Origin of the sequence: Variovorax sp. OK605 (genome assembly GCF_900115445.1) — a bacterium.
Classification (GTDB): domain Bacteria; phylum Pseudomonadota; class Gammaproteobacteria; order Burkholderiales; family Burkholderiaceae_C; genus Variovorax.
In genome coordinates this window covers 46,677-72,891 of the sequence record NZ_FOWL01000011.1, presented here as the reverse complement: position 1 = coordinate 72,891, position 26,215 = coordinate 46,677, and the positions used below count along the sequence as shown (strand labels likewise).

Annotated in this window: 22 protein-coding genes; 4 read left to right on the top strand and 18 right to left on the bottom strand. The window is 69.4% G+C overall.

All coding sequences use genetic code 11. The annotated features are described in order from the left end of the window. Positions 1-15 precede the first annotated feature (15 nt). From BM013_RS26615 to BM013_RS26590, 6 genes are all read right to left on the bottom strand, one after another. A complete protein-coding gene (locus BM013_RS26615) occupies positions 16-1,926 on the bottom strand; it encodes a HEAT repeat domain-containing protein (protein ID WP_177225573.1) in 1,911 nt (636 codons plus the stop codon). 242 nt (positions 1,927-2,168) lie between these two features. Next, positions 2,169-3,605: an FAD-binding oxidoreductase gene (locus BM013_RS26610; protein WP_093130675.1), complete on the bottom strand. Its 1,437-nt coding sequence runs from the start codon at positions 3,603-3,605 to the stop codon at positions 2,169-2,171. A 3-nt stretch (positions 3,606-3,608) separates the two neighbouring features. Further along, positions 3,609-4,430: a 4-hydroxy-2-oxoheptanedioate aldolase gene (hpaI, locus tag BM013_RS26605; RefSeq protein ID WP_093130674.1), complete on the bottom strand. Its 822-nt coding sequence runs from the start codon at positions 4,428-4,430 to the stop codon at positions 3,609-3,611. Positions 4,431-4,450: 20 nt separating this feature from the next. After that, positions 4,451-5,923, bottom strand: coding sequence for an NAD-dependent succinate-semialdehyde dehydrogenase (locus BM013_RS26600; RefSeq protein WP_093130673.1), 1,473 nt, complete (start codon positions 5,921-5,923; stop codon positions 4,451-4,453). 51 nt (positions 5,924-5,974) lie between these two features. Continuing rightward, the gene (locus BM013_RS26595; protein WP_093130672.1) at positions 5,975-7,498 is read right to left on the bottom strand and encodes a UxaA family hydrolase; all 1,524 of its coding nucleotides are present in this window, start codon (positions 7,496-7,498) and stop codon (positions 5,975-5,977) included. A gap of 58 nt (positions 7,499-7,556) precedes the next feature. Then, positions 7,557-8,555, bottom strand: a complete 999-nt coding sequence (locus BM013_RS26590) for a tripartite tricarboxylate transporter substrate binding protein (protein WP_093130671.1) — start codon at positions 8,553-8,555, stop codon at positions 7,557-7,559. A gap of 123 nt (positions 8,556-8,678) precedes the next feature. On the opposite strand from BM013_RS26590, the gene BM013_RS26585 reads away from it, so the two are divergent. After that, entirely contained in the window at positions 8,679-9,611 is a 933-nt protein-coding gene (locus tag BM013_RS26585) for a LysR family transcriptional regulator (RefSeq protein WP_093130670.1), read from the top strand. A gap of 94 nt (positions 9,612-9,705) precedes the next feature. On the opposite strand, the gene BM013_RS26580 is transcribed toward BM013_RS26585, so the two are convergent. The 11 genes from BM013_RS26580 to BM013_RS26530 all read right to left on the bottom strand — a co-directional run bounded on the left by BM013_RS26580 (position 9,706) and on the right by BM013_RS26530 (position 23,050). Further along, a complete protein-coding gene (locus BM013_RS26580) occupies positions 9,706-10,362 on the bottom strand; it encodes an energy transducer TonB (RefSeq protein WP_093130669.1) in 657 nt (218 codons plus the stop codon). Next, positions 10,359-10,793 (bottom strand): ExbD/TolR family protein, encoded by a 435-nt coding sequence (locus tag BM013_RS26575; protein WP_093130668.1) that lies wholly within the window; start codon positions 10,791-10,793, stop codon positions 10,359-10,361. Before BM013_RS26575 ends, BM013_RS26580 begins: the two co-directional genes overlap by 4 nt. Positions 10,794-10,805: 12 nt before the next feature. Further along, positions 10,806-11,234: an ExbD/TolR family protein gene (locus tag BM013_RS26570; RefSeq protein ID WP_093130667.1), complete on the bottom strand. Its 429-nt coding sequence runs from the start codon at positions 11,232-11,234 to the stop codon at positions 10,806-10,808. A gap of 13 nt (positions 11,235-11,247) precedes the next feature. After that, entirely contained in the window at positions 11,248-12,144 is an 897-nt protein-coding gene (locus BM013_RS26565; protein ID WP_371280917.1) for a MotA/TolQ/ExbB proton channel family protein, read from the bottom strand. A gap of 33 nt (positions 12,145-12,177) precedes the next feature. Continuing rightward, positions 12,178-13,404 carry an alanine racemase gene (locus tag BM013_RS26560; protein ID WP_093130666.1) on the bottom strand — a complete coding sequence of 409 codons (1,227 nt, stop codon included), beginning with the start codon at positions 13,402-13,404 and terminating at the stop codon, positions 12,178-12,180. Further along, positions 13,392-15,770 carry an alpha/beta fold hydrolase gene (locus BM013_RS26555; protein ID WP_093130665.1) on the bottom strand — a complete coding sequence of 793 codons (2,379 nt, stop codon included), beginning with the start codon at positions 15,768-15,770 and terminating at the stop codon, positions 13,392-13,394. Before BM013_RS26555 ends, BM013_RS26560 begins: the two co-directional genes overlap by 13 nt. Continuing rightward, positions 15,767-17,440: a serine hydrolase domain-containing protein gene (locus BM013_RS26550; protein WP_093130664.1), complete on the bottom strand. Its 1,674-nt coding sequence runs from the start codon at positions 17,438-17,440 to the stop codon at positions 15,767-15,769. Before BM013_RS26550 ends, BM013_RS26555 begins: the two co-directional genes overlap by 4 nt. Before the next feature lie 50 nt (positions 17,441-17,490). Continuing rightward, on the bottom strand, positions 17,491-18,885 hold the full coding sequence (locus BM013_RS26545; protein WP_093130663.1) for an MFS transporter: 1,395 nt from the start codon (positions 18,883-18,885) through the stop codon (positions 17,491-17,493). Between the two features lies 1 nt (position 18,886). Next, the gene (locus tag BM013_RS26540; protein WP_143098347.1) at positions 18,887-21,370 is read right to left on the bottom strand and encodes a TonB-dependent receptor; all 2,484 of its coding nucleotides are present in this window, start codon (positions 21,368-21,370) and stop codon (positions 18,887-18,889) included. A gap of 112 nt (positions 21,371-21,482) precedes the next feature. Beyond that, the gene (locus BM013_RS26535; RefSeq protein WP_093130661.1) at positions 21,483-22,529 is read right to left on the bottom strand and encodes a FecR family protein; all 1,047 of its coding nucleotides are present in this window, start codon (positions 22,527-22,529) and stop codon (positions 21,483-21,485) included. Next, a complete protein-coding gene (locus BM013_RS26530) occupies positions 22,526-23,050 on the bottom strand; it encodes an RNA polymerase sigma factor (protein ID WP_093131025.1) in 525 nt (174 codons plus the stop codon). Before BM013_RS26530 ends, BM013_RS26535 begins: the two co-directional genes overlap by 4 nt. 348 nt (positions 23,051-23,398) lie before the next feature. Here BM013_RS26530 and BM013_RS26525 point away from each other — a divergent pair, with 348 nt between their 5' ends. Continuing rightward, complete coding sequence (locus BM013_RS26525) at positions 23,399-23,671, top strand: STN domain-containing protein (protein WP_143072494.1); 273 nt, start codon at positions 23,399-23,401, stop codon at positions 23,669-23,671. Between the two features lie 120 nt (positions 23,672-23,791). Then, positions 23,792-24,148 carry a DUF2200 domain-containing protein gene (locus BM013_RS26520; RefSeq protein WP_256221700.1) on the top strand — a complete coding sequence of 119 codons (357 nt, stop codon included), beginning with the start codon at positions 23,792-23,794 and terminating at the stop codon, positions 24,146-24,148. Between the two features lie 250 nt (positions 24,149-24,398). On the opposite strand, the gene BM013_RS26515 is transcribed toward BM013_RS26520, so the two are convergent. Beyond that, complete coding sequence (locus tag BM013_RS26515; protein ID WP_093130659.1) at positions 24,399-25,316, bottom strand: LysR family transcriptional regulator; 918 nt, start codon at positions 25,314-25,316, stop codon at positions 24,399-24,401. Positions 25,317-25,412: 96 nt separating this feature from the next. Here BM013_RS26515 and BM013_RS26510 point away from each other — a divergent pair, with 96 nt between their 5' ends. Further along, entirely contained in the window at positions 25,413-26,192 is a 780-nt protein-coding gene (locus tag BM013_RS26510) for an enoyl-CoA hydratase-related protein (protein WP_177225572.1), read from the top strand. Positions 26,193-26,215 lie beyond the last annotated feature (23 nt).

The following is a 26,215-nucleotide window of genomic DNA, read 5'->3' as shown; positions in this document are numbered from 1 at the left end:
AGCGCCGCGGGTTACCTATTCGCAGTGAGTCGTCCCCAGCTGCACACGGCGCGGCGATGGGTTGCGCTCCGCGGAATCTTCGCCTTCCAGCTCGGCGGCTGCTTCTTCCAGCGCCTCCTTGACGTCGTCCAATGCCGGCGGCAGCGCCAGCCCGATGCGGCGCAGGGCCGGCGCATCGCACAGATCGGCAAGGGCGTTGACCGCCGTGGACCGGACGTGTGGATCGTCGTCCTCCAGGCTGCTGACCAGCAGCGGCAGCACCCTGGAGGGCGTGAAGAAGCTCAGGGCCCACACGACCCGTCTGCGGACAGATGGGTGCTCGTCTTCGAGCAGTGCCTTCAACGGCTCGATGGCCCGGTCATCCGCAAGGGCCGCCAGCGCCAGTGCCGCTTCGCCGCGCACATCCTCGTCTTCGTCATCGAGGAGCGCGGTCAACGGAGGCATCGCACGCGGGTCGGGCAGTTCGCCCAGCGCCTGCGCAGCCGCCGCACGGACATGACCGCTCTTGTCCTGGAGCAGCAGGCCGATCAGCACGGGCACGGCCTCCGCACCCCCTCGGCGCGCCAGTGCCTTTGCGAGGTCGCACCTGGCAAAAGGATCGCCATCGGGGTGGGCAAGGCAGGCCAGCACCGCGGGCGGAATCGGCGCACTCTGTGCCAGCACCAGGGACTTCGCGGCCGCTCTTCGAACATCGGTGTCCGGATCGTTGAGGCCTTCCAGAAGCAGCGCCGCACCGGCGGTGGCATCGATCCTGGCGATGGCTTCCAAGGCTGCTGCCCGGCAATCTTCGGTGTCGTCCTGCGCGGCCTTCATCAGGAAAGGAAGCGCGCGCGGGTCTTTCAGCTTGCCCAGCGCGCCGCTTGCGGCTTCCCTGACGCTGCTCTCGGTGTCCTTCAAGGCCAGGCACAACGGTTCCAGGGCCGCGCTGCCCTCGGGGACTTCCGGGTCCAGAAGCCACTCCAGGCCTCGCGCCGCGGACGCTCTTGTCTCGGGGTCGAGGTCTCTCAACGCCACGCACAACGCGGGCAGCGCCCTGAAGTCTTCGGCATTGCCCAGCGCACGCACGATCTCCGCCCGAATTTCGGGGGAGTCCGCCTCACTCTGAAATGCATCGATCAAGTGCGTTGTCGCGCGCTCGTGCCGGAGGTCGCCCAGCGCGGAGGCGGCACTGCATCGCACTTCCGTATCTGCATCGTTTCGAAGCCGCTCCGCCAGAGCGTCGATGGCCTGGCAGGCATCCAGCGTTCCGAGGGCGGCAATCGCCTCCTGGCGCACGTCGGCGGCCTCGTCTGCCAGCAGCGCCATCAGCCCGGGAATCGCTTCAGCGGCCGAATAGCGCAACGCCCTTGCCGCGCTTTCTCTGACGCCGGCCGATGGATCAGCCAAAGCCAGGAGCAACGCGTTGACGATGGCTGGCGATTCGCTGGTTTCGTACTCGCCCAAGGCGCGAGCGACAGCGGCTCGAACGATCGCGCTCTCGTCTTCAAGTGCACGGACCAGGTCATCCACCGAACCCTCGGGTTTCAAGCGCTCCAGGGCCATGACGGCACGTTCCCGGACCTCCGGCGCCGGGTCGCGGTGCAGGCGATCGGTCAATGCGGCCACGGTGTCGCTCGTCTCGAAGGCCCCGAGCGCAAGCACCACCTCCTTGCGCACGTCGGGGCTCGCATCGCCGAGGGCCGCGAGCAGCGCAGGAACAGCGTCAGAAGACATGCCTGCCAGGGCCTCCGCCGCGGCCGATCTCACCGATGGGTCGGGGTCATCGGCCAGCGCACGGAACAGTGTCGCCAGCAACTGCGTGTCTTCTTCGGCGTCGTAGCTCGCAAGCGCATGGACGGCGCTCGCCCGGATATAGGCGTTCTGGTCCGTCGTCGCCTTCAGCAAGTGCGGGATGAAGGCCGCGCAAGGCGCGTGGTCCAGGCTCACGCGGGCGTGCCTGTCGTCGGGATCCTGGCCTCTCAAGGCGTGAATCAGTTCCTCGATCTCTGTGCTGGGGGATGGGTGCTTCGTCAAGATCTTCGCTTCGCAGGCTGTCGCGGGTGGGCCGGGCGCCAGAATATAAGGCCACGCCATGCACCCGAAACGCATGACGCACGAATGGCGAACGGGCCCCTCGGGGCCCGTTCGTCATCGGAAGCGCGTTCGACCTCGGTGTCTCTGCGCCGTCTTCACGCGGCCTGCGGCAGCACCTTGGCCGGGTTCAGCAGGTTGTCCGGATCGAGCGCGCGCTTGATCTGCCACATCAGCTCGAGCTCGACCTCGCTCTTGTAGGCGCTCAGGTCGTCGCGCTTGGCCACGCCCACGCCGTGCTCGGCCGAGATCGATCCGTTTTGCCGGTGCGCCAGCCCGTCGACCGCGTGCGACACGCGCGCGTAGTTGGCCTCCAGGAACTGCGCGGAACTCGCGCCCTTGGGCTTCAGCGGGTTGAAGTGCACGTTGCCGTCGCCCATGTGGCCATAGATGACCATGCGCGCATCGGGCGCCAGGGCCAGCACCGCGGCCGAGGCTTCGGCGATGAAGTCGGCGATCTTCGACAGCGGAATCGAGATGTCGCATTTGATGCTGCCGCCTTCGCGCGTCTGCGCGTCGGAAATCTCTTCGCGGATGCGCCAGAAGTTCTGCGCGTCGGCACCGCTGGCGGCGACGGCTGCGTCGAGCACGAGGCCTTGCGCCATGCCTTCTTCGAGAACCGACAGCAGCGTGGCGTCGAGGCTGCCCGGCTCGCCGCCCGAGCTCAGCTCGATCAGCACCATCCAGCCGTGCGCGTCGGCCAGCGGCGAGCGCAGCTGGGGCATCGATTCGAGCACCAGCGCGAGCGCGGGCGCCGAGATCAGCTCGAAGGCCGTGACGGCCTGGCCCGCGATGCGCTTGGCTTCTGTCAGCAGCTGCACCGCGGCGTGCGGACTTTGCACCGCGACCAGCGCCACCGCCGTGGCGCGCGGCAGCGGCATGAGCTTGAGCACGGCTGCCGTGATGATGCCGAGCGTGCCTTCGGAGCCGATGAAGAGCTGCTTGAGGTCGTAGCCCGTGTTGTCCTTGCGCAGGCCGCGCAGCGACGAGAAGATGCGCCCGTCGGGCAGCACCGCCTCGATGCCCAGCGTCAGGTCGCGCATGTTGCCGTAGCGCAGCACGGCGGTGCCGCCGGCGTTGGTCGAGAGATTGCCGCCGATCTGGCACGAGCCCTCGGAGCCGATGCGCAGTGGAAAGAGCCGGCTCGCGTCTTCGGCCGCGGCGCGCGCGGCCTGCAGCGTCACACCGGCCTGCAGGGTCAGGGTGTCGTTGACGGTGTCGACCTCCAGCACCTTGTTCATGCGGCGCAGGTTGAGGATGACCGCGCGGCCGGACGCGTCGGGCACGGCGCCGCCCATCAGCGAGGTGTTGCCGCCTTGCGGCACCACGGGCACCTTGTGCGCGGCGCACAGCGCCACCACACCGGCGACCTCTTGCGTCGAAGCGGGGAGCACCACGGCCAGCGCCTTGCCGTGGTAGAGCTTGCGGTAGTCCGTGGCAAAGGGCTGCATGTCGCCGGGCGCCTCGATGCAGGCTTTCTCGCCGACGATGGCGCGCAGGCCTTCGATCACGGCCGTGGATGTCGGTGCGTCCATGGTTCAGTAGGCTCCGCGCGTCGCCGCATCGACCGGCGCAGCAGCAGCAGAGCCTGCGGGCGCACCGAGAAAGTCCGCTGCCAGCTTGCGCGCCGCATTCGCATAGACCAGCACGTCGACGCCCACGGCGACGAAGGTGCAGCCCAGTTCCAGGTAGCGCCGCGCCAGCGTGGCGTCCGACGTGAGCGTGCCCGCCGCCTTGCCCGACGCGACGATGGTGCGCATCGCCTGCTCGATGGCCGCCTGCACTTCGGGATGGCCGGGACGGCCGCGATGGCCCATCGATGCCGCAAGGTCCGCCGGCCCGATGAACACGCCATGCACGCCGTCCACGGCGCAGATCGCCTCGAGGTTGGCAAGCGCGCTCACCGTCTCGGCCTGCACCAGCAGGCAGACTTCGTCGTCGGCAATGTCGAGGTAGTTGCTGCGCGCACTCCATTGCGACGCGCGCCCCACGGCGCTGCCCACGCCGCGAATGCCCTGCGGCGGGTAGCGCGTGGCCGACACCAGCGCGCGCGCCTGGTCGGCCGTGTCGACCATGGGCACCAACAGGTTCTTCGCGCCGATGTCGAGCAGCTGCTTGATGGGCGCGGTGTCGCCGTTCACGGCGCGCACCACGGGCTGTGCGCGGTGCGGCGCCACGGCCTGCAGGGCGGCCAGCGTCGAGCGCAGGTCGTTCGGCGCATGCTCGCCGTCGATCAGCAGCCAGTCGAAGCCGGTGGTCGCGCTGACCTCTGCCATGTAGGGGTCGGCCATCGACAGCCAGAGGCCGACCTGCGCGCGCTTTTCGGCCAGCGCAGCCTTGAAGGAATTGGGGTTGCTCATGCGGGGTGTTTCCAGAAACGTCAGTCGAGTTGCCCCTGGCACACGTACTTGGTGTGCAGGTAGTCGTCCAGGCCGTGGACCGAGCCTTCGCGGCCATAGCCCGAGTCCTTCACGCCGCCGAAGGGCGCGGCCTCGGCGGCCAGCGCGCCTTCGTTGATGCCGACGATGCCGCATTCCAGCGCATCGGCCACGCGCCAGATGCGCCGCGCGTCGTTCGAATAGAAGTACGCGGCCAGGCCGAAGGGCGTGTCGTTGGCCTGCGCGATCACCTCGGCCTCGTCGGTGAAGCGCGTGAGCGGCGCGACCGGGCCGAAGGTTTCCTCGCAGGCGCAGGCCATGGTGGCGTCGGCATCGGCCAGCACGGTGGGGGCGAAGTAGTTGGCGCCCAGCGCGGGCAGGCGCGCGCCGCCCGTGAGCACGCGCGCGCCGCGTGCCACGGCGTCCTGCACGTGGCGCTCGATCTTCTCGACGGCGCGCGCGTTGATCATGGGGCCGATCTGCGAGGCGGCGTCGCTGGCGGGGCCGACCTTCAGCGCGGCCACGCGCGCGACCAGCAGTTCGGCGAAACGGTCGTGCACGGCCGCATGGACGAACACGCGGTTGGGGCACACGCAGGTCTGGCCGCCGTTGCGGAACTTGGCGGCCATCAGGCCGTCGACGGCGGCTTCGAGGTCGGCGTCCTCGAACACGATGAACGGCGCATTGCCGCCGAGCTCGAGCGAGAGCTTCTTCAGCGTGTCGGCCGAGCGGCGCGCCAGGTGCTTGCCAACGGGCGTCGACCCCGTGAAGGTGATCTTGCGCACGCGCGCGTCGTCGAGCCAGGCGTCGACCACCTCGGGCGTGCGCTCACGCGACGCGGTCACGATGTTGAGCACGCCCGGCGGCACGCCGGCCTCGGCGGCCAGGGCCACCAGCGCCAGCGAGGTCAGCGGCGTGTCCTCGGCCGGCTTGCAGACCACGGTGCAGCCCGCGGCGAGCGCGGGCGCGATCTTGCGCGCGATCATCGCGGCCGGAAAGTTCCACGGCGTGACGGCGGCGACCACGCCCACCGGCTCCCTGAGCGCGAACATGCGCCGGCCGGGCACCGGCGCCGGAATCACGTCGCCATTGGCGCGCGTGGCTTCCTCGGCGAACCATTCGATGTAGCTGGCCGCATAGGCCACCTCGCCGCGCCCTTCGGCCAGCGGCTTGCCTTGCTCGCGCGAGATGAGCCGGCCCAGGTCTTCCTGGTGCGCGAGCACCAGGTCGTTCCAGCGCTTGAGGATCTGCGCGCGCGCCTTGGCCGGCGTCTTGCGCCACGCGGGGAACGCGGCGTGCGCGGCATCGACGGCGGCGCGCGCGGCGCTGGCGGTCGAGTCGGGCACGTTCGCAATCAGGTCGCCGGTGGCCGGGTCGGTCACGGCCAGCGTGCGTCCGGGCTGCGCGGCCAGCCATTCGCCGGCGATGTAGTTGGCGCTGCGCAGCAGCTCGGTGCGGGAAAGGGTCAGGGGCATGGGGGCGTTCTTGTCGGGGTTGTGTGATGCGGGTATAGCGCAGGCATCGGCTCAGCTCACGATGCCCATGTGCCAGGGCACGAACTCGTGATCGCCCAGGCCGAGCGCTTCGCTCTTGGTGGCTTCACCCGACGCGTGGCGCAGGATCTGCTCGAAGATCTGCTGGCCCAGTTCGGGCACCGTCAGCTCGCCGTCGATCACCACGCCGCAGTTGATGTCCATGTCTTCCTCGAGCCGGCGGAACATCGGCGTGTTGCTCGCCAGCTTGATGGTGGGCGCCGGCTTGCTGCCGAACATGGAGCCGCGGCCGGTGGTGAAGCAGATCAGCTGCGCGCCGCTGGCGATCTGCCCGGTTGCGGCCACGGGGTCGTAGCCCGGCGAGTCCATGAAGACGAAGCCGGCCTCGTCGATCGGCTCGGCGTATTCGTACACCGCGCGCAGCGGCGTGGTGCCACCCTTCATCGCCGAGCCCAGCGACTTCTCGAAGATGTTGGCCAGGCCGCCGGCCTGGTTGCCGTGGCCCACCACGCCGTTGAACTGCGCGTTCTGGCCGGCCGCATAGCGCTCCCACCACGCCAGCCGGTCGAGCAGCTTCTGCCCGACCTCGGGCGTGATGGCGCGCCGCGTGAGCATGAACTCGACGCCGTGGATCTCGGGCGTTTCCGACAGGATGGCCGTGCCGCCATGGCGCACCAGCACGTCCATGGCCGCGCCGAGCGCGGGGTTCGCCGTGATGGCCGAGAAGCCGTCGGAGCCGCCGCATTCCAGGCCGATCTTCAGATGGTTGGCGCCCACGCGCGAGCGCTGCGCGGCGTTGGCCTCGGGCAGCATGTCCTCGATGGCGCGGATGCCGGCCTCGATGGTCACGCGCGTGCCGCCCACGTCCTGCATCACCATGGTTCGCATCAGGCGCCCCTGCTCGAGGCCCTGCGAATCCACCAGCGAATCGACCTGGTTGCGCTCGCAGCCCAGCCCGACGATGAGCACGCCCGCCAGGTTCGGATGGCGCGCATAGCCTGCCAGCGTGCGCCGCAGCACGTCGAAGTGCTCGCTCGGCGAAGACATGCCGCAGCCGCTGGTCTGCGCGAAGGCGGCCACGCCGTCGACGTTCGGAAACGCGGCCAGCCGCTCGGGCGTGAAGTGCGCGGCAATGCGCTTGATCACGGTGGCCGAGCAGTTCACCGACGACAGGATGCCGATGAAGTTGCGCGTGCCCACCTGTCCGTCGGCGCGCACGAAGCCCATGAAGGTGGCGCGCTCGGCCTCGGGCACGAAGTCGACCGGCCGCACATCCTGGCAGAAGGCCGGATCGCGGTAGGAGTCGACCAGCGTGAGGTTGTGGCTGTGCACATAGTCGCCCGCCTGCAGGTCGCGCGAGGCCACGCCGATGACGGTATCGTACTTTTTGACCTGCTCGCCGGCGGCGATGGCGCAGGCCGCGATCTTGTGGCCGGCGGGAATCTGCGCCCGGGCGCGCACGCCGAACTCGGCGATGGTTTCGCCCAGCGCAATGGCGGACTTGGCAACCAGCACGTTGTCGTGCGGATGCAGGCGAAGCAGGGGACTGTCGTTCATGGCGTGGCGCGTGGGCGCTTTCTGGGGGCGTGGAGGCGGATGCGGTGGACGAAGGGGCTCAGCCCTTTTCCATCAGCGCCTTGAGATCGAGCTTGCGGATGAGTTCGGTCTCCTGCTTGTAGACGGCCTGCACGTACTTCCGGTAGTCGGGCCCGTCCTGGTACATGACCGGCGCGTCGATGCTCTCGGCGACCTTGCGGAACTCCTCACTGTTCACGGCGATGCGGAACGCTTCGCGCAGCCGCTGCTCCACGGCGGGCGGCAAGCCCTTGGGCGCGCCGATGCCGTTGGGAGCCTCCACCACCACGTCGTAGCCGAGCTCGCGCAGCGTGGGCGTGTCCTTGAAGCGCGGCGTGCGCGTCTCGCCCCAGGTGGCCAGCAGGCGCATCTTGCCGCTCTCGATGTAGGGCGCCCAGGAACTGCTGTCGGCCAGCATGTCGACCTGTCCGCCCAGCACGTCGGTCAGCGCGGCCGCGCCGCCCTTGTAGGCGATGGAATTGAACTTGATGCCCGCGGCCTGCGCGAACTGCTCCATGCCCACGTGCGTGGCGCCGCCGATGCCGGCATGCGCATAGCTCAGTGCGCCGGGGTGCGCCTTGGCGTGGGCCACCATGTCGCGCAGCGACTTGAACGGCGAGCTCGCCAGCACGGCAATGCCGAAGGTCTGGCCCGAGGTGCGGGTGAGATAGGTCAGGTCCTTCAGCGGGTCGATCTGCACGGTGCCGATCTGCGAGAAGCGCGTGACCGAGATCGGCACCTGGCCGATGGTGTAGCCGTCGGGCCTGGCCGAGGCCAGCGCCTTGGTGCCGATCATTCCGGAGGCACCGGCGCGGTTCTCCAGCGCGATCGGCTGGCCCAGCTCGCGTGCGGCGATCTGGCAGATGACGCGCATCGAGCGGTCGGCGGTGCCGCCGGCGGGCCAGGGGCAGATGAACGTGAGGGGGCGCTCGGGGAAGGGCGTGGCGGCGAAGGCGCGGGCGGGTGCGGCAACGAATGCGGCGGCGCTGAGGCCGCCCAGCACGAACTGGCGTCGCGCCATGGGGCGAGAGATCTTCATCGTTTGTCTCGTGAATAGTTGTGGGGTACGCACCGCATTCTTTCGAAGACAATCATTTCTTTCCAATGAAATAGTGGACTCTCTTCATAAGCTCCAGGTTATGAAGATTTTCCGCCCCATCCGATGAGCCAGATCGATCGCGTTCTCCGTTCCAACCTCAAGCTGCGGCACCTGCAGCTGCTGGTGGCGCTCGACGAGTTCCGGCACCTGGGCCGCGTCTCGGAGTTCCTGTCGATCACGCAGCCGGCCGTCTCGAAGATGCTCAGCGAGATCGAGCGCATGTTCGAACGCCAGCTGTTCGACCGCTCCACGCGCGGCACCGTGCCCACGGCCTACGGCAACGCCGCCGTGCGCTTCGCACGCTCGGTGCTGGCCGACTACCAGCGCACGCAGGACGAGATCGGCGCCGTGGCCAGTGGCGGCGTCGGGCGCACCAGCGTGGGCGCGATGGTGGTGGCGACGCCGAGCCTGCTGATGCCCGCGATCCAGCGGCTCAAGGCGCGCTCGGCGCTGACCACCGTGATGGTGGAAGAGGGCGACCTCACGCGGCTGCTGCCCCGCCTGCGCGTGGGCGAACTGGACCTGATCGTCGGGCGGCTGGAGCCCGGCTATGCCTCGCCCGACCTGGACACCGAGGCGCTCTACACCGAGCCGATGTGCATCGTCGTGAGCCCCGGCCACCCCATCGCCGGCACCGCCAAGCCGACCTGGGACATGCTCGCACAACAGGCCTGGATCGTCCCGCCGCCCTGGGCCTCATCGCGCTCCAAGCTGGCCCAGATGTTCTACAAGCACCGGATCGACCCGCCCGCGGACATCATCGAGACCGCGTCGTTCCTGGTCACCTTGACGGGCCTGCAGGAGCGGCCCGCGGTCGGCTTCCTGGCGCGCAGCGTGGCGCAGCACCTCGAGAAGCAGGGCCTGGTCCGCATCCTGAAGATCCGCATTCCGATCGAGCTGCCGCCCGTGGGGATCATCACGCTGCGCGGGCGGCAGCAGACGCCCGCGGGGCTGCTGCTGGTGGCGTGCCTCAGGGAGACCGCGGCAGCGCGCTAGGGAGCGCCACCGCGCCAGGCTTCGTTTGCCCGCACATTGCGATCGGGCGACAGAAGCCGCCGCCGCCCGGTCATGCGGAAGCCCGCGCTGCCGATCACTCGATCCTGAAGACGAACTCCTGCGTCGCCAGGATCTCCGCGTCCCCGGTGCTCTGGCACTCGTAGCGCATCATGGCCGAGCGCACCGCCGACTGGTACACGCGCGGCCCCGACAGAAAGCGCACCTCCGTCACGCGCCCGCCCTTGATGCGCACCTCGGCCTTCACCACGCCGCTGATGCCTTCGTCCAGCGCCTTGCGCGGCATCTCGGGCTTCACCTGCCTGGGGCATGCCACCGCAATGTCCGTCGAGGTCGCCTGTGCCGGAGGGGCCGGCGGCGCGGGTGGCGCAGGCGGTGCGGCGGGCGGCAGTGCCACCGGCTCGGTGGTCTGCACCGCGGTGATGGCGGGCGCCGTGCTCGGCGGCGGCGTCACGGCCGGGGGCGGCACATAGGCCGGCTTCGGTGGCGGCGGGGCCTTGGGCGTCTCCTGCTTGATGACTTTCTTGGGCGGTGGGGGTGGCGGTGGCGGAGGTGGGGGCAGCTTCACCTCCGCGATGATCGTCGCGTCCATCGGCTTCTTGATCATCTCCACCGCCTGGCGCGCCAGGCCGGAGACCAGCGCATAGCCCACCAGCACGTGGAACAGCACCATCACGCCGATGCCCACGGGGCCGAAGCGCGACTTGGGGTCGAAGTCGTTGGTGCGGCTCATGGGATGAACTGCTCCGAACCCATGATGCCCAGCTTGGTCAGGCCCGAGCGCTGCGCCGAGGCCATCACGCCGGCCACCACGTTGTACTTGGCCTGCTTGTCGGGGCGCAGGTGCACCTCGGGCTGCACCGGCTGCGCGGCCACCTGCTCGAAGCGCCGCTCCACCTCTTCGAGCTCGGCCACGGCCTCGCCGTTCCACAGCACCGTGCTGCGCGCGTCGATGTCGATGCGCAGCACCTCGGGCTTCAGGTCGCTGGGCGGCGGGTTGCCGTTGGGCATGTTCAGGTTCACCGCGTGCAGCTGGATGGGGATGGTGATGATCAGCATGATCAGCAGCACCAGCATCACGTCGATCAGCGGGGTGGTGTTGATGTCCATCATGGGCTCGTCGGACGGCGCGCCGCTGCGGCGCCCCTGTTTTTCTTTTCGCATGGCTGTGCCTTCTCAGTTGCGCGCGGGGGGCTCGGTGATGAAGCCCACCTTGACGATGCCGGCCGACTGGCATGCGTAGATGATCTTGCCGACAGGCTCGTAGTCCGAGTGCCAGTCGCCGCGGATGTGCACCTCGGGCTGCGGGGTGAGCGCGGCCACCTTCTTCAGCTTGTCGGCCAGCGCATTCACGTCGCGCACCGGGGTGTCGTACCAGTAGATGCGCCCCGCGGCGTCCACCGACAGCACCACCGTCTCGGGCTTGCTCTCGCGCACCTCGTTGCGCTGCTTGGGCACGTCCACCGGCACCGAGTAATTGACCACCGGAATGGTGATGAGGAAGATGATCAGCAGCACCAGCATCACGTCGACCAGCGGCGTGGTGTTGATGGCGGCAATGGCCTGTTCCTCGTCGCCCCCGGCGGATGGGATGTTCATCGCCATGGCGGTGCCGCCCTCAGGCCGGTGCGCTGCCGGCCAGGATCACCGAATGCAGCTCGCCGCTGAATTCGCGCACGTCGTCCATCACCGTGATGTTGCGCCGCAGGAGCCAGTTGTAGCCCAGCACCGCGGGCACGGCCACGGCCAGGCCGATGGCCGTCATGATGAGCGACTCGCCCACCGGCCCCGCCACCTTGTCGATCGACGCCTGCCCGGCGATGCCGATGGCGGTGAGCGCGTGGTAGATGCCCCAGACCGTGCCGAACAGGCCCACGAAGGGCGCGGTCGAGCCCACGGTGGCCAGCAGCGACATGCCGTTGCTCAGCCGGCGCTGCACGCGTTCCGTGGCGCGGTGGATGCACAGGTCGACGAAGTCGGCAAAGTCGACCTTGCCGCGCAGGCCGTCGTGCTTTCGGGTGGCGTGCACGCCGGCATCGGCAATGAAGCGGAACGGGCTGCCTTCGGCCAGCCGCGCGGTGCCGGCCTGCACGGTGCCTTCGTTCCAGAACTCGTTGTCGACCTCCTTCGCCTGGCGGCCCATGCGCATCTGCTCGAGCAGCTTGGTGACGATCACGTACCAGCTGCCCATCGACATGATCGCGAGGATCAGCAGCACGGTCTTGGCCACCAGGTCGCTCTGGGCCCAGAGCGCGCCCACGCCGTAGGGGTTGTCGACCTTGGCGGGCGCGGAGGCCGAGGCGCCTGTCGGCGCCGCGGCCGATGCGGCGGCCACCGGCGCGACGGCTGCGGGGGCTGCGGCTGTTGGTGCCGTTGCCGAAGCATCGGGGCTGGTCGAAAGTGCCGGTGCCGGCGCGGCTTGTGCATGGGCGCCATGCGGCACGGCCGTCAGGGAGAACGCTAGAACGAGCGGTGCAGCGGCGGCCATCAGCCGTGCGCAGAAGGTTTTCATCATGAGTGACTCCAAAAAAACTAAACGTGTCCCGGCTCAGGCGCCGTGTTCCGCCGCGTGCCAGCCGCTGGCCTTGCCCCACACGGCATGCACCTGCGTGCCCGTGCCGCGCACGACGTGGTAGCGGTCGTAGGGGGCCGCCGTCATGCAGGCGTGGTGCGGCAGGATGCGCACGCGGCTGCCGATGGGCAGGGCGTCGAACATGGCCTGCAGCGCTTCGTTCGCACCTGTCGCCGTGCCCCCCGCGCCTTCGTCCTCGCAGGCGATCAGGCCGTGCTCCTGGTGCAGCTCGGCCACGCACAGCCCGGGCAGGGGCCGCGTGTTGCCCGCGTGGCAGACCAGCCCGAAGCCCAGCCCGTCGCGGAACTCCGCGGCGGACTCGTCCTTCGACAGCGCGAGCCCGCCCGCATCGATCAGCACCCGGCGCGAACGCGGGTTGTGGCCGATCACGGTGGCCAGCACCGACAGCGCGATGTCCTCGATGCCGCAGATGCCGCGCGCGGCCTGGTCGAGGTCGAAGAAGGTGTAGACGCCGGGGCGCATCTCGGTGACGCCGTCCAGCCGCTGCGCGCACACCGCCGTGGGCGTGGCGCCCACGCTCACGACCTCCACCGCGAAGCCGGCCGCGCGCAACCGCTCGGCCGCCTGCACCGCGCCCGCGCGCTCGGCCTCGGCAATGTCGCGGATCGCGGCCAGTCCGTTGGCGTGGTAGCTGTGGCCGGCATGCGTGAGCACGCCGGCCAGCGTGAGAGAGCCGCTGCGCTGCGCCTCGCCGGCAATGGCCAGCAGCGCGTCGTCGCCGGGCGCGACCCCGCCGCGGCCGCCGCCGGTGTCGATCTCGACCAGCAGCCTGAAGCGCGCCCCCAGCGCGCGCGCCCGCGCGGCCGCGGCCCGCACCGCTTCGACGCGGTCCGCCAGCAGCGTGAGGCGTGCGCCGTGCACGCGCTGGATGCGGTGCAGCGCTTCGATCTTGCCCGCGCTGATGCCTACCGCGTAGGTCAGGTCGTCGAAGCCGTGGCGCGCGAAGTAGTCGGCCTCGGCCACGGTCGACACGGTGATCGCGCCGCTGTGCCCGCGCGTGGCCAGGCGCGCCACGTCGGCCGACTTGGAGGTCTTCAGGTGCGGGCGCAGCGCCACGCCGTGGCGCGCGGCGCGCTGCGCCATCGCGTCGCAGTTGCGCTCCAGCACGGCGCTGTCGAGCAGCAGCGCCGGCGTGACGAGTTCGGACAGCGCGGTGTGCGAAGGCTGCGTCAACGCGACCATCCCAGCTCCGCCATCATCAGGTCGACCGCCTGCGCGATCTGCTGCACGAAGAGCGGCAGCAGCACCAGCGTCATGTGCGCGGAGCCCTCCACCAGCTGCACGCGGCCCCGGGTCGACAGCGCCGCATGGTCCAGCTGGTATTCGGGCCAGCGCCGCTGGACTTCCGTGGCGCCTTCGCCGCCCGGCGGCAACTTGTCCAGCGCCGCCCACAGCACCGCGACCGGGCGCGCGCCCAGGTCGGGCGACGCCGCGGCCTGCAGCGCGACCTGCGGCAGCCCCGTGTGCTCCGACACCATCGTGTCGAGGGTCTCCGGCGTGTAGGTGGCTTTCAGCTGCCGCGCGACGCCGGGCAGGTCGGCGAACATGGCCTCGATCGGCGCCATCTCCGGCGGCGGCTCTCCGCCGGCCTGGAAGCCCGCGCGCTTCGCACGCTCGGCGTCCAGGTGCGCTTGCGGCAGCGGCTGCCTGAACGATTCGCTCTGGTCGGGGTGGCTCGCGTCGAGCATGACCACGCCCACCACCTGCTCGGGATACATGCCCGTGTAGATCCGGTTCAGCAGCCCGCCCAGCGAATGGCCGACCAGCACGACCGGGCCCGTCACGCCGGCCGCGGTCAGCAGCGCGTGCAGGTGCCGCGAGTTGCGGCGCCCGTCGAAGGGCTCGGGGTCGGGCTCGCTCCAGCCCATGCCGGCGCGGTCGTAGCTCACCACGGGGTACTTCGCCGACAGCACCTGCTGCAGGCGCCCGTAGGTCGACGAGGCACAACCGCCGCCGGCCTCGATCACCAGCGTGGGCTGCAGCGGGCCGGCCGGCGCCGGGCCGCTGCGCTGCAGGTGCATGGCGCGGCCGTCGACGATGTACAGCTCGCCGGGGGCGGCCAGCTGCCACGGCTTGGCCGCCGGTGCCGGGCGCTTCGGTTCTTTCACCCGCGGCCAGTAGTCGAGGTCGCGCACGCGGTAGGGCAGGTTGGCGAAGTCGGTGCTCAGCGAGGCCGGCGTCGACACGTACAGCACCGACTTGGCAAGGGGGCCGAACTCCGCATGGAAGTGCTGCGCCGACTTCACGATGACCAGCTTCTTGGCCGCGAGGTCGATGCCCAGGCCCGTGAAGAGGTCGGCGCCGATGACCTGGTTGCGCTTGCTGATGAGCACGATGTCCACGCCGTCGGCCGCCTGCACCCACACGCACGGGCCCATGGGCGTGCGCACGCCCGAGAGGCCGCCCTGCGAATGCGCCTCGACCACGCGCTTGACGGTCACATGCAGGTCGATCGGGTCGCCCGAGGCCGGGCCGCACTTGCCGCCCAGGCGCAGCTCGAAGCTCGCGCCCTCGCCCGCGTCGCGGCACAGCTGCACCGCGCCCAGGTCCCACACGCCGCCGAAAGCCACGTCGCCGATGCCGCGCTCGACCACCGCGCGCAGCATGAAGGTGCTGTCGCTGGTGGCGCCGCCGCCGGGGTTGTCGGCGGTGTCGGCAATGACCACGGGGCCGTCCGGCGTGGCCATGGCCCTGGCAAGCGTCTCCTCGATCGAGAGCGAGGGCACGCCGGTCTCGTGGCGCAGGTCCCAGAAGCCGCGGCCCAGTTCTTCGGCGAGCTTCGCGGCGAGCACGGGGTCGTCGTCGGTCACCACCCAGAGCTTGGCGCCCGACTCGGGCACGTCGGCCCACGGGAAGCCATGGCCCAGCGACACCGAGAGCACGCCCGGCTGCTTCTCGGCGGCTTGCATGCGGCGCACGAAGCCGGCCATCGGTTCGCGCGTGGTGTGCCACTTGCCGACCATGCGGCAGTCGTGCACGGCCGTCACGGGCCGCACGCGGCCCTGCGCGGTGTCGACCACGATGCGGATCAGCTCGCTCAGGCGCTCGAACGCGTCGGTGTGCGGATATTCCTTGTAGCAAATGATCGCGTCCGCCGCGTCCAGCATCTTCTGCGTGAAGTGGCAGTGCAGGTCGAGCGACACGCCGATGGGCACCTTCGGCCCGACGATGTCACGCACGCGCGAGATCACGTCGCCTTCGCAGTCGTCGTAGCCATCGGCCACCATCGCGCCGTGCAGCACGAGGATCACGCCGTCGACCGGGCCGGCCTTGCGCAGGTCGTCCAGGATCTCGTCGCGCAGGCGTTCGTACACGCTGCGCACGGTGCGCCCCAGCGGCTGCGCGAAGGCCAGCAGGCTCTCGACCGTTTCATGGCCTTCTGCGGCCAGCTGCCTGCGCACTTCCACCGCGTACAGGCCGTAGCCGGCCGCGTCGCGCGTGCTCGCATCGCCGCGGAAGATGCCGTATTCCTCGTAGCTGCCCAGGCCGGTGGGGGCCGAGACGAAAGTGTTGGTCTCGGTGGCGAACAGGGTGGTGAAGAATTTCATGCGCGGGGCTCCTGGCGGGCAAGGTGGATGTTTCGCGAGCGCGCGGTGGCGAACTGCAGTCCCACGACCCGCCCGTTCTTGCGCTCCACGTTGAGAACCGATTGGCCCAGCTGGGACAGCACCGGGTCGACCGAGGCGAGCGTCATCACGTCGGCCGACAGCGGCGTCAGCACGCACGCGTGCTGGCCGTGGCGGCCCTGCACCGTGAGCAACAGCTTGCCGTCCACCAGCGCCATTCGCGCGGTGGCATCGAGGTCGGGGCTGGTGTAGTCGCCGCACAGCTGTTCGGCGAGCGACGCGGCGTCGGGCGCGGTCTCGGGCAGGCGCTCGAAGCTGTGCGGCTGGCCGCCTTCGTGCAGCACGAGTGCGTCGGGTGCGCGTTGCGGATCGATGTCGGCGGTGGCCAGCACGAGGTCGTTCGTCGGCAGGTCCTGCAGGCCCAGCCACAGCTTGCCGTCGCCCTGGTTCATGGGCTTCGCCTCGCCGGCCTGCCACGACATCGCCAGCTTGCCGGCCACGTCCGCAAAGCCCAGCAGGCAGCCCGTGGCGGGTGCGTGGTAGCGCTGGCCGGGCAGCGCGGGGAAGGCGCTGGCCAGCGGGCGCGCTTCGGGCGGCGCGAGCGCGTCGCCCAGCAGCAGCTCGATCACCTTGAGGGCCAGCGCCCCCGGCGACACGGGCGCCCCGTTCACCATGGCGATGATGTCCAGCCCGTGGCTGGGCACGCTGATCATCTGCGACTGCGCGCCGAGCACGGCGCCCGCGTGGTGGACGATCTCTACGCCGCGGTACGGGTGGCGCGCCAGCCCGAAGCCGTAGTTCACCGTGGAGCCCGACGACAGCGTGGTGGGCGCCGACAGCAGGGCCCAGCTCTTCGCGCTGCCCACGATCTTTTCGCTGCCGTGCATGTGCGCGAGCCAGCGCAGCATGTCGTCCGCCGTCGACACCAGCGAGCCGCCGCCGTCCAGTTCGCACGGGTACAGGCCGCGCCGCCAGCCGCCGCCGGGCGCGGGCATGTACAGGCCGGCCATGCCGGGAACGATGTCGAGGTCGGTCTGCACCGACGAGGTGTCGTCCATGCCCAGCGGGCCGAAGAGGCGCGCCTTCAGGAAGTCGTTGAAGCTCTGGCCGCTCACGCGCTCGACGATCTTCGCCAGCAGGAAGTAGCCGCCGTTGCTGTAGACCATGTGCGTGCCGGGCTCGAAGTTCAGCGCGCTCTGGCGCGCCATGGCCGGCAGGCCCGGGCCGGGCAACGTGAACGTGAGGCCGTGCGCGATGGCCCACAGCTCGTCGTGGCCGCGCCAGCCGCTGGTGTGCGTGAGCAGGTGGCGCAGCGTGGGGCCGTTGGCGCTCAGCCGCGGCAGCTCGGGCAGGTATTTCTGCACCGCGTCTTCCACATCGAGCAGGCCGTCTTCGGCCAGCAGCAGCACGGCCATCGCCGTGAAGTGCTTGCTGGTGGAGGCGATGCGCATGCGCGTGGTCGGCGCGAGGGCCACGCCCATCTCCAGGCTGGCCATGCCGACGGCGCGGCGGTACAGCAGGCGGCCGTGCCGCGCGATGCCCAGCACCAGGCCGGGCGCGTCGCTGCGGTTGAGGGGCGCCACCAGCGCGTCGATGGCGGCCAGCGCGCAAGCGGTGTCAGGAAGAGAGGTTGAAGGGTGTGGTTGTGACATGGAGGAATGACGAACGATGGAAGGGGGAGCGAAATCTCGAAGAAGCAGGCTCAGTTCGGCTTCGCTTCGCGCATCAGGCGCACGAACGGGCCCTCTGTGGCGCGCAGCACCATGGCGCCCAGGCTGCCGCCGACCAGCGTGGTCGCGACGATGGACACCGCCAGGCCGTTGGGCACCGACTTGAGTGCGTCCGACAACATGCCGACCACCAGCGGACCCACCACGCCGAAAGGCAGGCTGGCCATCGTGAGCATGGCGATGGTGCGGGCACGCAGGTGCGGCGGCGCCGCGTCCTGCAGCACGTTGGGAAGCAGCACCGCACTGCCGATGAGCGGCACCACCAGCAGCCCCAGCAGCATGAAGTTGTGGTTGGCCGAACTCGTGAACAGCAGCAGCGTCGACATCAGCGCCGCCGAGAGATTGCCCAGCATGATCAGGCGCAGCGCTGCGGCCGGCCCCATGCGCGGCTGCACGTAGCGCATCGACAGCACGCCCAGCAGGCCGCCGGCCACCGTGCCGCACAGGAAGGCCAGGCCCATGCCCTGTCCCATCTGCACCGGCGTGACGCCGTAGGTGCGCGCCGTGACGATCGGCAGCCAGGTGCCCAGCGAACTCAGGCCCACGCTGGTCAGGCCCACACCGGCCACCAGGCCCGCGAAGGTGCGCCAGTGCAGGCGCAGGTGCTGGCGCAGTGTCGTGGCGGCCGCCGCGCCGGCGCTCGGAGCGGCCGGTGCGCCGGGCTTTGCTTCCTGTGCCCCGCCGCGCGGCGTGCGCCGTATCGACAGTACCAGGAACGTCACCGGAATGCCGGCGCAGGCCAGCACGAAGAAGGTCAGGCGCCAGGCTTCGAGCTGCTGCATCGACACGGGCAGCCAGGGCCGCAGGTCGTTGGTGAGGTGCACGATGGTGCCGCCCAGCAGCGCACCCAGCGCACTGCCGAAAATGGCCGACAGCGCGAACACCGCGTTGGCCAGCACCCGCTGCGCCCGCGGGAACAGGTCGGGGATCATGCTGTTGGTGATGGGCGTGAGGCCCGCCTCTCCCACGCCCAGGCCGACGGAGGCGACGAAGAGCACGCCGTAGTCCATGGCCGTGCCGCGCATGGCCGTCGCGGCACTCCACAACACCACGCAGGCGGCGAGCACCACGCGCCGGTCGTAGCGGTCGCTGAGCCAGCCCAGCGGCAAGGTGGCGATGCCGGTGAAGAGCACGATGCCCGCGCCCTGCAGCAGCCCGAGCTGCGTGTCGGACAGCGACAGCGTCTGGCGGATCGGCTCCGTCAGCAGCGTGAGGATGACCTTGTCGATCGACCCCAGCACGGTCGCGATGATGAGCACCGCCAGCGCATACCAGGCGCTGGTGGGCGCCCTGCGGGTCGTTTCCAGGGCCGCGGGGGCGGCCGCATCCAGCGGCATCGGTGCCGCGAACGGTGGGAGGCCCGACATGTCAGAACGGAACGTTGACGTTCAAGCCGATGGTGCGCGCCGGCACGAGCGCCGCGGTCACCAGGTTCGGGTTCGCGTTGAGGCCGGTTTCGATCGACACGATGCCGCGCCGGTTCGTCAGGTTGCGCACGTAGGCCGAGACGCTGAAGGTCTTGAAGTCGATGCCCGCCTGCAGGTCGACCAGCGTGTAGGCCGGCATCATGATGCTCGGCAGGGCCGCACTGCCGCGGTAGCCCGCATCGCGCTTGCCGGTGTAGCGCGCGCTGATGCCGACGTAGGCCGGGTGATCGGCGAGGCTGAAGTTGCGCGTCACGCCCAGCGTGGTGGCAAAGCGCGGCGTGTGCGGCAGGCGCGTGCCGGCCTTGGCGCCCAGGCCCGTGGCGTCCTCGGTCAGGCGCGCGTCGATGGCGGCGGCGTTGGCGGTGAAGCGCCACTCCTTGCTGGGCTTCCAGTTGAGCGTGAGCTCGCTGCCCTTGATGCGCGCCGCACCTGCGTTGGTCACGAAAGTGAAGCCGCCGCTGCGCGTGGGCTGCTGCACGCCGCTCCACTCGATGTCGTACAGCGCCGCTTCCAGCGACAGCGTGCGGTCCAGCAGGTCGGCCTTGTAGCCCAGCTCGTAGCTCCACAGCGAGTCGGAGTTGTACGTCGGCTGCACCACGTTGCGGTCGGTGCTGGCCTTCAGCACGTTGGGACCGCCGGGGCGGTAGCCGCTGGCCGCGCGGAAGTACGCGGTGCTCGTCTCCGACAGCGTGTACTTGGCCGCGGCCAGGTAGGTGGTGGGGCTTTCCGACGAGGTGCCGGCCGCATCGGCGGCGACCGGGCCGACGAGCTGGCCGGTCTGGCGACTGGCGTACTTCTGGTTGTTGCGCGCCAGGCGCAGGCCGCCGGTGAGCGAGAGCGCAGGCGTCACGTTCCAGGTGAGGTCGCCATACACCGCTTCCTCGCGGTAGCGCGACGACTGCGTCGACGTCAGCAGGCCGAGGCTGCCCAGGCCTGCGATCAGGTTGGCGTCCATGGCGCCGTTGTTGCTGCCGCGTTCGCGGTTCAGGTACAGGCCCGCCAGCCACTCGATGGTGGTGCCCGAGCGCGAGGTCAGGCGGAACTCCTGGCTGACGCGGTGCTGCTCCACGGTGCTGTTGATCGGCACCGAGGCCACCGGCACGCGCAGCGCGCTCAACGCCGGCCCGTACAGGCCGGTGACGTCGACCGTATTGTTGATCTTCACATCCTGCGCGGAAGTGATCGAGTTCAGGCGGGCCCAGCCAAAGTCGTACTCCACGTCCAGTCCGAACAGCTGCGTGAGGTTGCGGAACGACTCGTTGGCCGAAAGCTGGCGCGTGCGCTCCCGCGTCCAGGGGCGCAGCGTGCGCTTGTCCATCTCTTCGAAGCCCAGGCCCTTGCGATGCACGTCCTGCACCGTGCCCGTGAGGCGCACCGTGAGTTCGCGCGTGGGCGTGAGCAGCAGCGAAACGCGGCCGCCGTCGGTGTGGCCGCGGTCGACGTTGCGGCCCCGCGCGGGACCGACGGCGTCGTAGCTTCCGCCCACCTGGTCGGTGAAGGCGGCGAAGCGCACGGCCGCCACGTCTTCCTTGAGGGGCACGTTGAGCACCGCGGCGGTCGTGAAGCCCGGGCCGCCGCCCTGGGTCCACGAGGTGCCGAACTTCACCGAGCCCGCGAACTCCATGGTGTCGGGCTGGTTGGTCACGTACTTGAGCACGCCGCTCATGGCGCCCGCGCCGTACAGCGTGCCCTGCGGGCCGCGCAGCACCTCGATGTGGTTCAGGTCGAGCATGCCCATGTCCAGCGGCGTGTTGCCGCCGTTCGCGCCGGCCGAGCTCAGGCCGGTGGCCACGTCGTCCACGTACACGCCCACGGTCGCGATGCCCTGCACCGGACCCATGGTCAGCCCGCGCATGGTGAGCGTGCCGCCCACGCTGCCGCTGCTGGTGAGGTTCACGCCCGGCTGCTCGGCCACGTAATCGGCCAGGTTCTTGGCACCGGCGCGCTCCAGCGTCTCGGCCTTCATCACGTTCACCTGCATCGGCACCTCGCGCACCGGCTCGCGGCGGCGCGTGGCCGTCACGGTCACGCTGTCGAGCGACTGCGGCTCTTCGGTCGCCGGCCGCGCCGCCACGGGCGCGGCGGTGTACACCACCACGGCGCCGTCGTCGCCACGGCGCGTGAGCAGCGGCGTGCCTTCGAGGATGCGCGCCAGCGCCTCCTGCGGCGCCAGCGCGCCCTTCACGCCGCGCGTTGCGAAGCCCTTCACGTCGTCGACCTTGTAGATCAGCTGCACGCCGCCCTGGGCGACGTACGCGTCCAGCGCGCTCTTCAGGTCGCCGCCGGCGATGTCGAAGCTCTGTTGCGCCTGCATCTGGCCTTGGCCTTGGCCCTGCGCCTGGGCCTGCGTGGACAGCCCGCCCATCAGCGCGCAGGTGCCCGCGATGACCAGCGGCCGAAGGATCACCCGTTTGCTCTTCTTCACGGACGGCACGGAAGGCAGGGTAGCGCTTTGCTCGATTCGATTCATGATCTACAGCGTGGTATTTGTTTGGGTACCCACTGAGACGAATGCCCCGTCACATTCCGGTAATAAGCTAGTTTGAAATTCTTATTTCGTTGCCGTTGTCCTGCACCGCAAGGCCGAAGCCCTGCTTGAGCAACGCCACGAAACCGCCCATGTTGTTCGCATCGAAGCTGCCGCCGATGCGGATGCGCGCAACGGCCGCGTCCGCGATCACCAGCTTGTGCGTGTTGTAGCGGTTGAACTGCGTGGCCGCGTCGCCCAGCGTGGTCTGGTCGAACACCAGCTTGCCCTGGCGCCAGCTGAGCTCGTCGTCGATCTGCTTGGGCGCCTTCGGCACCACCAGCACGTTGCCCGCGTTGGCCACCGCGGCCTGGTTGCGCGTGAGGAGGGTGGGCGCAACGGCCTTGCTGCTTTTTTCGTCCTGGGCCGATGCGATCTGCACGCGGCCTTCCTCCACCACCACGTTCACCTGGTCGCCCTGGCGCCGCACCACGAAGCGCGTGCCCAGCACGGTGATGCGGCGGTCGCCGGCGATCACCACGAAGGGATGCTTCTTGTCGTGCGCGATGTCGAAGTAGGCCTCGCCGTCTTCCAGCCACACCTTGCGCCCGCTGCCGTTCACCAGGGTGCGCAGGTGCGTGGCGGTGTTCAGCGTGAGCACGGAGCCGTCGGCCAGCGCGACCTGCTGGCGCGCGCCCACCGCGGTGGCGTAGCTCTCGCTCTGCCAGTCCTGCGTATAGCGCCAGCCCAGCCAGCTGAAGCTGACGGCCGCCAGCAGCATGCCGGCCGCGATGCGTTGCGTGGAAAAGCGCGGCAGCCGGCGGGCGCCGGTTGCCTGCGGCGACGGGCCGGCCGCGGGCGCACGCACGGGCAGGGGAATGAGCGATGCCTCGGGCGCCGGTGCCGGTGCTGGCACCGGTACCGGCGGTGCGCGCAGCGCGCCCAGCCGGTCGCTGCGCTGCCACACGCTCTCCAGGCGCAGCCAGGCGATGCGGTGCGCGATCGACTCGGCGATCCAGCCGTCCAGCTGTTGCTGGTCGGTGTCGCTCCAGTGGCCGCTGTCGCGGCGTGCCAGCCAGTCGGCGGCGGCGGATTCGATGCGTTCGGCTTCCGTCATGGTGAGAGCCTCTTGTCGTTCTGTGCCCGGCCGAAGGCCTTGGTGTCCAGCTGCACGCCGCTGGAAAGCATGGCATCGGCCAGGGCCCGTACGCCGCGCGACACCTGCCGCTCGACCGTGTCTTCGGTGATGCCCAGTTGCGTGGCCACCTCGCGCTGCGAGAGGCCGTCGATCTTGCGCATTTCCACCACGCGGCGGCACTTGGAGGGCAGCGAGTCCAGCGCCGATTGAAGCAGCCGCAGCTCACCGCGGCCGGCGGCATGGCGCTCGGGGGTGAGCTCGTCGGCCGAGAAATCGAGCGCGTCGAGGTCGGCAATGATCTCGATGGACACGATCTGGGCCCGCCGTGCCCGGTCGATCAGCAGGTTGCGGGCGGTGGCGAAGACAAAAGGCTTGACCAGCTCGGGGAGGGCCTTGGCGGCCGATTCATAGATACGCACGTAAACGTCCTGGCGCAGGTCGGGAATTTCGGCGTCGTCACGCCAGTTGCGCCGAAGAAACCGCGTGAGCGCGGCCTCCATGGGAAGCACTTCCCTGACGAACCAGGTGTCCAAGTCACTGAGAACCAAAAGAGCGCTCCTGGGAGTGGCGGGGTGGGGTGGCGACGGGCCGCCGGGATTGGCGACAGACAGTGAGACGAACGGCCGCGCAATTTCCGGTAACGCGCGGTGCAAATACCTGCGGGCCGCCGCCGAAATGCGGCGCGGCCGTTACCGGAATCCGTGGTCTGGCTCGTCTCACACAGGTCACAAGAAAAATCAGATCGCGGGAAGCACATCCAAATGAATCGAAGCCGGAGGCAGAGTCCCTCCCTCTCCACGCAGTCCAGCCGACACCTCGCCCTGGCCCTTGCGGTCTCCGGCGTCCTGATGGCGGGCCCGTCATGGAGCCTCACGCTGACCCGCGAGTTTGACGTGGGCAGCGGCGCGCTCAAGCCCGCGCTGGACGCCTACATCGCGCAGTCGGGCGTGCAGCTCATCTACAAGGTGGAGGACGTCATGGAACTGTCGACGCGGGGTGTCAGGGGCAAGGCCACGCCCGACGCGGCGCTGGAACGATTGCTGGAGGGGACCCGGCTGCGCATCCGCCGTGGCCAGGACGGGGCGATGGTGCTGATCGCACCGGTGGACAAGAAGCCCTGAAGGCGTCGCCAGATTGAGCGCAGCTGAGCGCTGTTGCACGCTGTCGAAGTCCCGGCAGAACTTGTAGAGTCGAGCCCGCACCCGGCCGGATGCCAACATTCCGGCTGGCATGAAGGAGAAATGACGATGCCGGAGCACCGGATCTTCGCGATGCCGTTCGCCAAGGTGTACCCGCTGTACGTCAAGAAGGCGGAACGCAAGAATCGCACGAAGGAAGAAGTCGACCAGGTCATCTGCTGGCTCACCGGCTACGACCTGGCGGGAATGCAGCGGCAGATCGAACAGGAGAACGACTTCCGGACCTTCTTCGCCCAGGCCCCGGCCCTGCATCAGAACGTCGGCCTGATCAAGGGCGTCGTGTGCGGCGTTCGCGTCGAGGAAGTCGACGACCCGCTGATGCGGAAGATCCGCTATATGGACAAGCTGGTGGACGAGCTTGCCAAGGGAAAGGCGCTCGAGAAGATCCTGCGGAAGTAGCACGCGCGGTGGGCCTGTCGATTCGGTCGTGCGCTGGCGCTTCCAGGCAAGGGGCAGGGGTTGCCTCATCCGTGGCCGCCTGAGCGACGGCTTCGAGAACGAGCGATTCTGCTTCGGCGTGGAAAGCGACCGAAGGACATGCGCTGGGTTGCGGAATCGGGCCTTCTTGCGGCGTCCTTCGTCAAGCAGCAAACGGCAATATCGACATGGGCGCTGAACGCCCGCGCCGCCTGCCGGCGAAGCAGGGTGCCTAAGACTGGCGGTTAGGTTGGGCGAAGTTCATGGCCGATGCCTGCAACTCGTCCAGGAATCGCCGCGCGGCGATGGACAGCGTCGCCTTCTGCCGCCGGATCACGTGGATGCGATGGACCGTGGTGCCGATGTCGGCAATGGCGCACGCCTTGAGCCCCCATTCCTGCGCGATGCGGGCCGCGTAGCCGGGCAACACGACCACGCCCGCGCCTGCACGCACCAGCCCAAGCGCGGCCGTGAGTGTGCCGACCTCGATCGCGCTGGGCAGCGCGATGCCCTGGCGGGCCACGATGTCGTCGATGGTCCGCCGCACCGTGTACACGTTGCGCAGGCTGATGTGCTCGCAGCGGGCGAGTGTCTTCCACGGGACTTTCTTCTTTCCGGCGATCGGGTGGTCGGCGCGAACCACGGCGAACATCGAATCCTCGAATGCGACCTGGGTGTCTGCGCCGGCGATCTGGTGGTCGACCGCGCCAAGGCCGAAGTCGACCCGGCCCGCCAGGACGCTCGCGACGGTCTCGTCGGTCGAGAGTTCATGCAGGTCGAACTGCACGCCGGGGTAGCGCGCGCGGTAGTCGGCAATCAACGGGGCCAGCAGGCCGTAGACCATCATGGGCGATGCGGCAATGCCGACCCGCCCGCGCTGCAGGTCGGCCAGCTCGGCCACGCTGCGCGCCGCCGAGCGCATGGTCGCGATGATCTCCTCCGCGAAGGGATGGAACTCGAAGGCCTCCGCATTGGGCTGCACGCGCCGCGTGGTGCGGTCGAACAGCGCGAACCCCAGCTGCGCCTCGAGTTCTGCGACCACCTTGCTCACGGCCGACTGCGTCATGTGGCGCTGGGTGGCCGCCGCGGTGAAGCTGCGCGTGTCGAACAGTGCCAGGAAAACCTCGAGCTGCCGAATGGTGATATTCATTCCAATGGGGACTTAGTTTATTCGAATAATTCCATTGTTGCATCAATGACCGCTGCCTACCATCGGGCGCAATCTCACAACCGATCTGCCCGTGCCATGGAAATTTCCACCGAATCCCGCCCTCGCTGCCACGTCGATGTCGATGCCGAAGGCGTCGCCAGCGTGCAGTTCGACAACGGCCGCCTCAACCTGCTGACCGCCGAGGCCGCCGCCATCTACACCGAGACGCTGCACGAGCTCCAGTGGCGCGACGACATCCGCCTGCTGATCCTGCGCGGACGCCCCACGGCCTTCGTGGGCGGAGCCGACATCAAGTTCCTCAAGGACGCGAAGCACCGCGACATCGACGCCTACATCAAGGGCGTCTTCGCGCTGTGCGAGCAACTGCGCGCCTTGCCGTTCCCGACCATGTCCGTGGTCTCGGGCTACTGCCTGGGCGCCGGCATGGAGGTCGCGACCGTGTGCGATATCAAGATCGCGGCGAAAGACGCGCGATTCGGCATGCCCGAGGTCAAGCTCGGCGTGCCTTCGGTCATTCACGGCGCGTTGCTGCCGGGGCTGATCGGCTGGGGCCGCACGCGGGACCTGCTGCTGTCGGGCCGGATGATCGATGCCGAGAAGGCTTGCGACTGGGGCCTCATCACCGCAACCGCGCCCGCCGAATCGCTCGAGGACGAGGTTGGCACGTGGCGGCACGAACTGCTTTCGGGCGCACCGCAGGCCCTGCGCAACCAGAAGGCGCTGATCCGCAGCTGGGAACGCATGCCCACGCAGGACGCCATTGCCGTCGGCGTCGAGGCGCTGGTGCGGGCCTATGACACGAGCGAACCCAAGGACTACATCGAGGCTTTCCTGCGCGCGAGAAAGCGCGCCTGAAGACACCGGCAAGGAGACATGCA

What these genes read in the sequence shown, in the direction of transcription:
- BM013_RS26610 (WP_093130675.1), bottom strand. Translation starts at nt 3,605, where the DNA reads ATGGACGCACCGACATCCACGGCCGTGATCGAAGGCCTGCGCGCCATC.
- hpaI (WP_093130674.1), bottom strand. Translation starts at nt 4,430, where the DNA reads ATGAGCAACCCCAATTCCTTCAAGGCTGCGCTGGCCGAAAAGCGCGCG.
- BM013_RS26600 (WP_093130673.1), bottom strand. Translation starts at nt 5,923, where the DNA reads ATGCCCCTGACCCTTTCCCGCACCGAGCTGCTGCGCAGCGCCAACTAC.
- BM013_RS26595 (WP_093130672.1), bottom strand. Translation starts at nt 7,498, where the DNA reads ATGAACGACAGTCCCCTGCTTCGCCTGCATCCGCACGACAACGTGCTG.
- BM013_RS26590 (WP_093130671.1), bottom strand. Translation starts at nt 8,555, where the DNA reads ATGAAGATCTCTCGCCCCATGGCGCGACGCCAGTTCGTGCTGGGCGGC.
- BM013_RS26585 (WP_093130670.1), top strand. Translation starts at nt 8,679, where the DNA reads ATGAGCCAGATCGATCGCGTTCTCCGTTCCAACCTCAAGCTGCGGCAC.
- BM013_RS26580 (WP_093130669.1), bottom strand. Translation starts at nt 10,362, where the DNA reads ATGAGCCGCACCAACGACTTCGACCCCAAGTCGCGCTTCGGCCCCGTG.
- BM013_RS26575 (WP_093130668.1), bottom strand. Translation starts at nt 10,793, where the DNA reads ATGCGAAAAGAAAAACAGGGGCGCCGCAGCGGCGCGCCGTCCGACGAG.
- BM013_RS26570 (WP_093130667.1), bottom strand. Translation starts at nt 11,234, where the DNA reads ATGGCGATGAACATCCCATCCGCCGGGGGCGACGAGGAACAGGCCATT.
- BM013_RS26565 (WP_371280917.1), bottom strand. Translation starts at nt 12,144, where the DNA reads ATGATGAAAACCTTCTGCGCACGGCTGATGGCCGCCGCTGCACCGCTC.
- BM013_RS26560 (WP_093130666.1), bottom strand. Translation starts at nt 13,404, where the DNA reads ATGGTCGCGTTGACGCAGCCTTCGCACACCGCGCTGTCCGAACTCGTC.
- BM013_RS26555 (WP_093130665.1), bottom strand. Translation starts at nt 15,770, where the DNA reads ATGAAATTCTTCACCACCCTGTTCGCCACCGAGACCAACACTTTCGTC.
- BM013_RS26550 (WP_093130664.1), bottom strand. Translation starts at nt 17,440, where the DNA reads ATGTCACAACCACACCCTTCAACCTCTCTTCCTGACACCGCTTGCGCG.
- BM013_RS26545 (WP_093130663.1), bottom strand. Translation starts at nt 18,885, where the DNA reads ATGTCGGGCCTCCCACCGTTCGCGGCACCGATGCCGCTGGATGCGGCC.
- BM013_RS26535 (WP_093130661.1), bottom strand. Translation starts at nt 22,529, where the DNA reads ATGACGGAAGCCGAACGCATCGAATCCGCCGCCGCCGACTGGCTGGCA.
- BM013_RS26530 (WP_093131025.1), bottom strand. Translation starts at nt 23,050, where the DNA reads ATGGAGGCCGCGCTCACGCGGTTTCTTCGGCGCAACTGGCGTGACGAC.
- BM013_RS26525 (WP_143072494.1), top strand. Translation starts at nt 23,399, where the DNA reads ATGGCGGGCCCGTCATGGAGCCTCACGCTGACCCGCGAGTTTGACGTG.
- BM013_RS26520 (WP_256221700.1), top strand. Translation starts at nt 23,792, where the DNA reads ATGACGATGCCGGAGCACCGGATCTTCGCGATGCCGTTCGCCAAGGTG.
- BM013_RS26515 (WP_093130659.1), bottom strand. Translation starts at nt 25,316, where the DNA reads ATGAATATCACCATTCGGCAGCTCGAGGTTTTCCTGGCACTGTTCGAC.
- BM013_RS26510 (WP_177225572.1), top strand. Translation starts at nt 25,413, where the DNA reads ATGGAAATTTCCACCGAATCCCGCCCTCGCTGCCACGTCGATGTCGAT.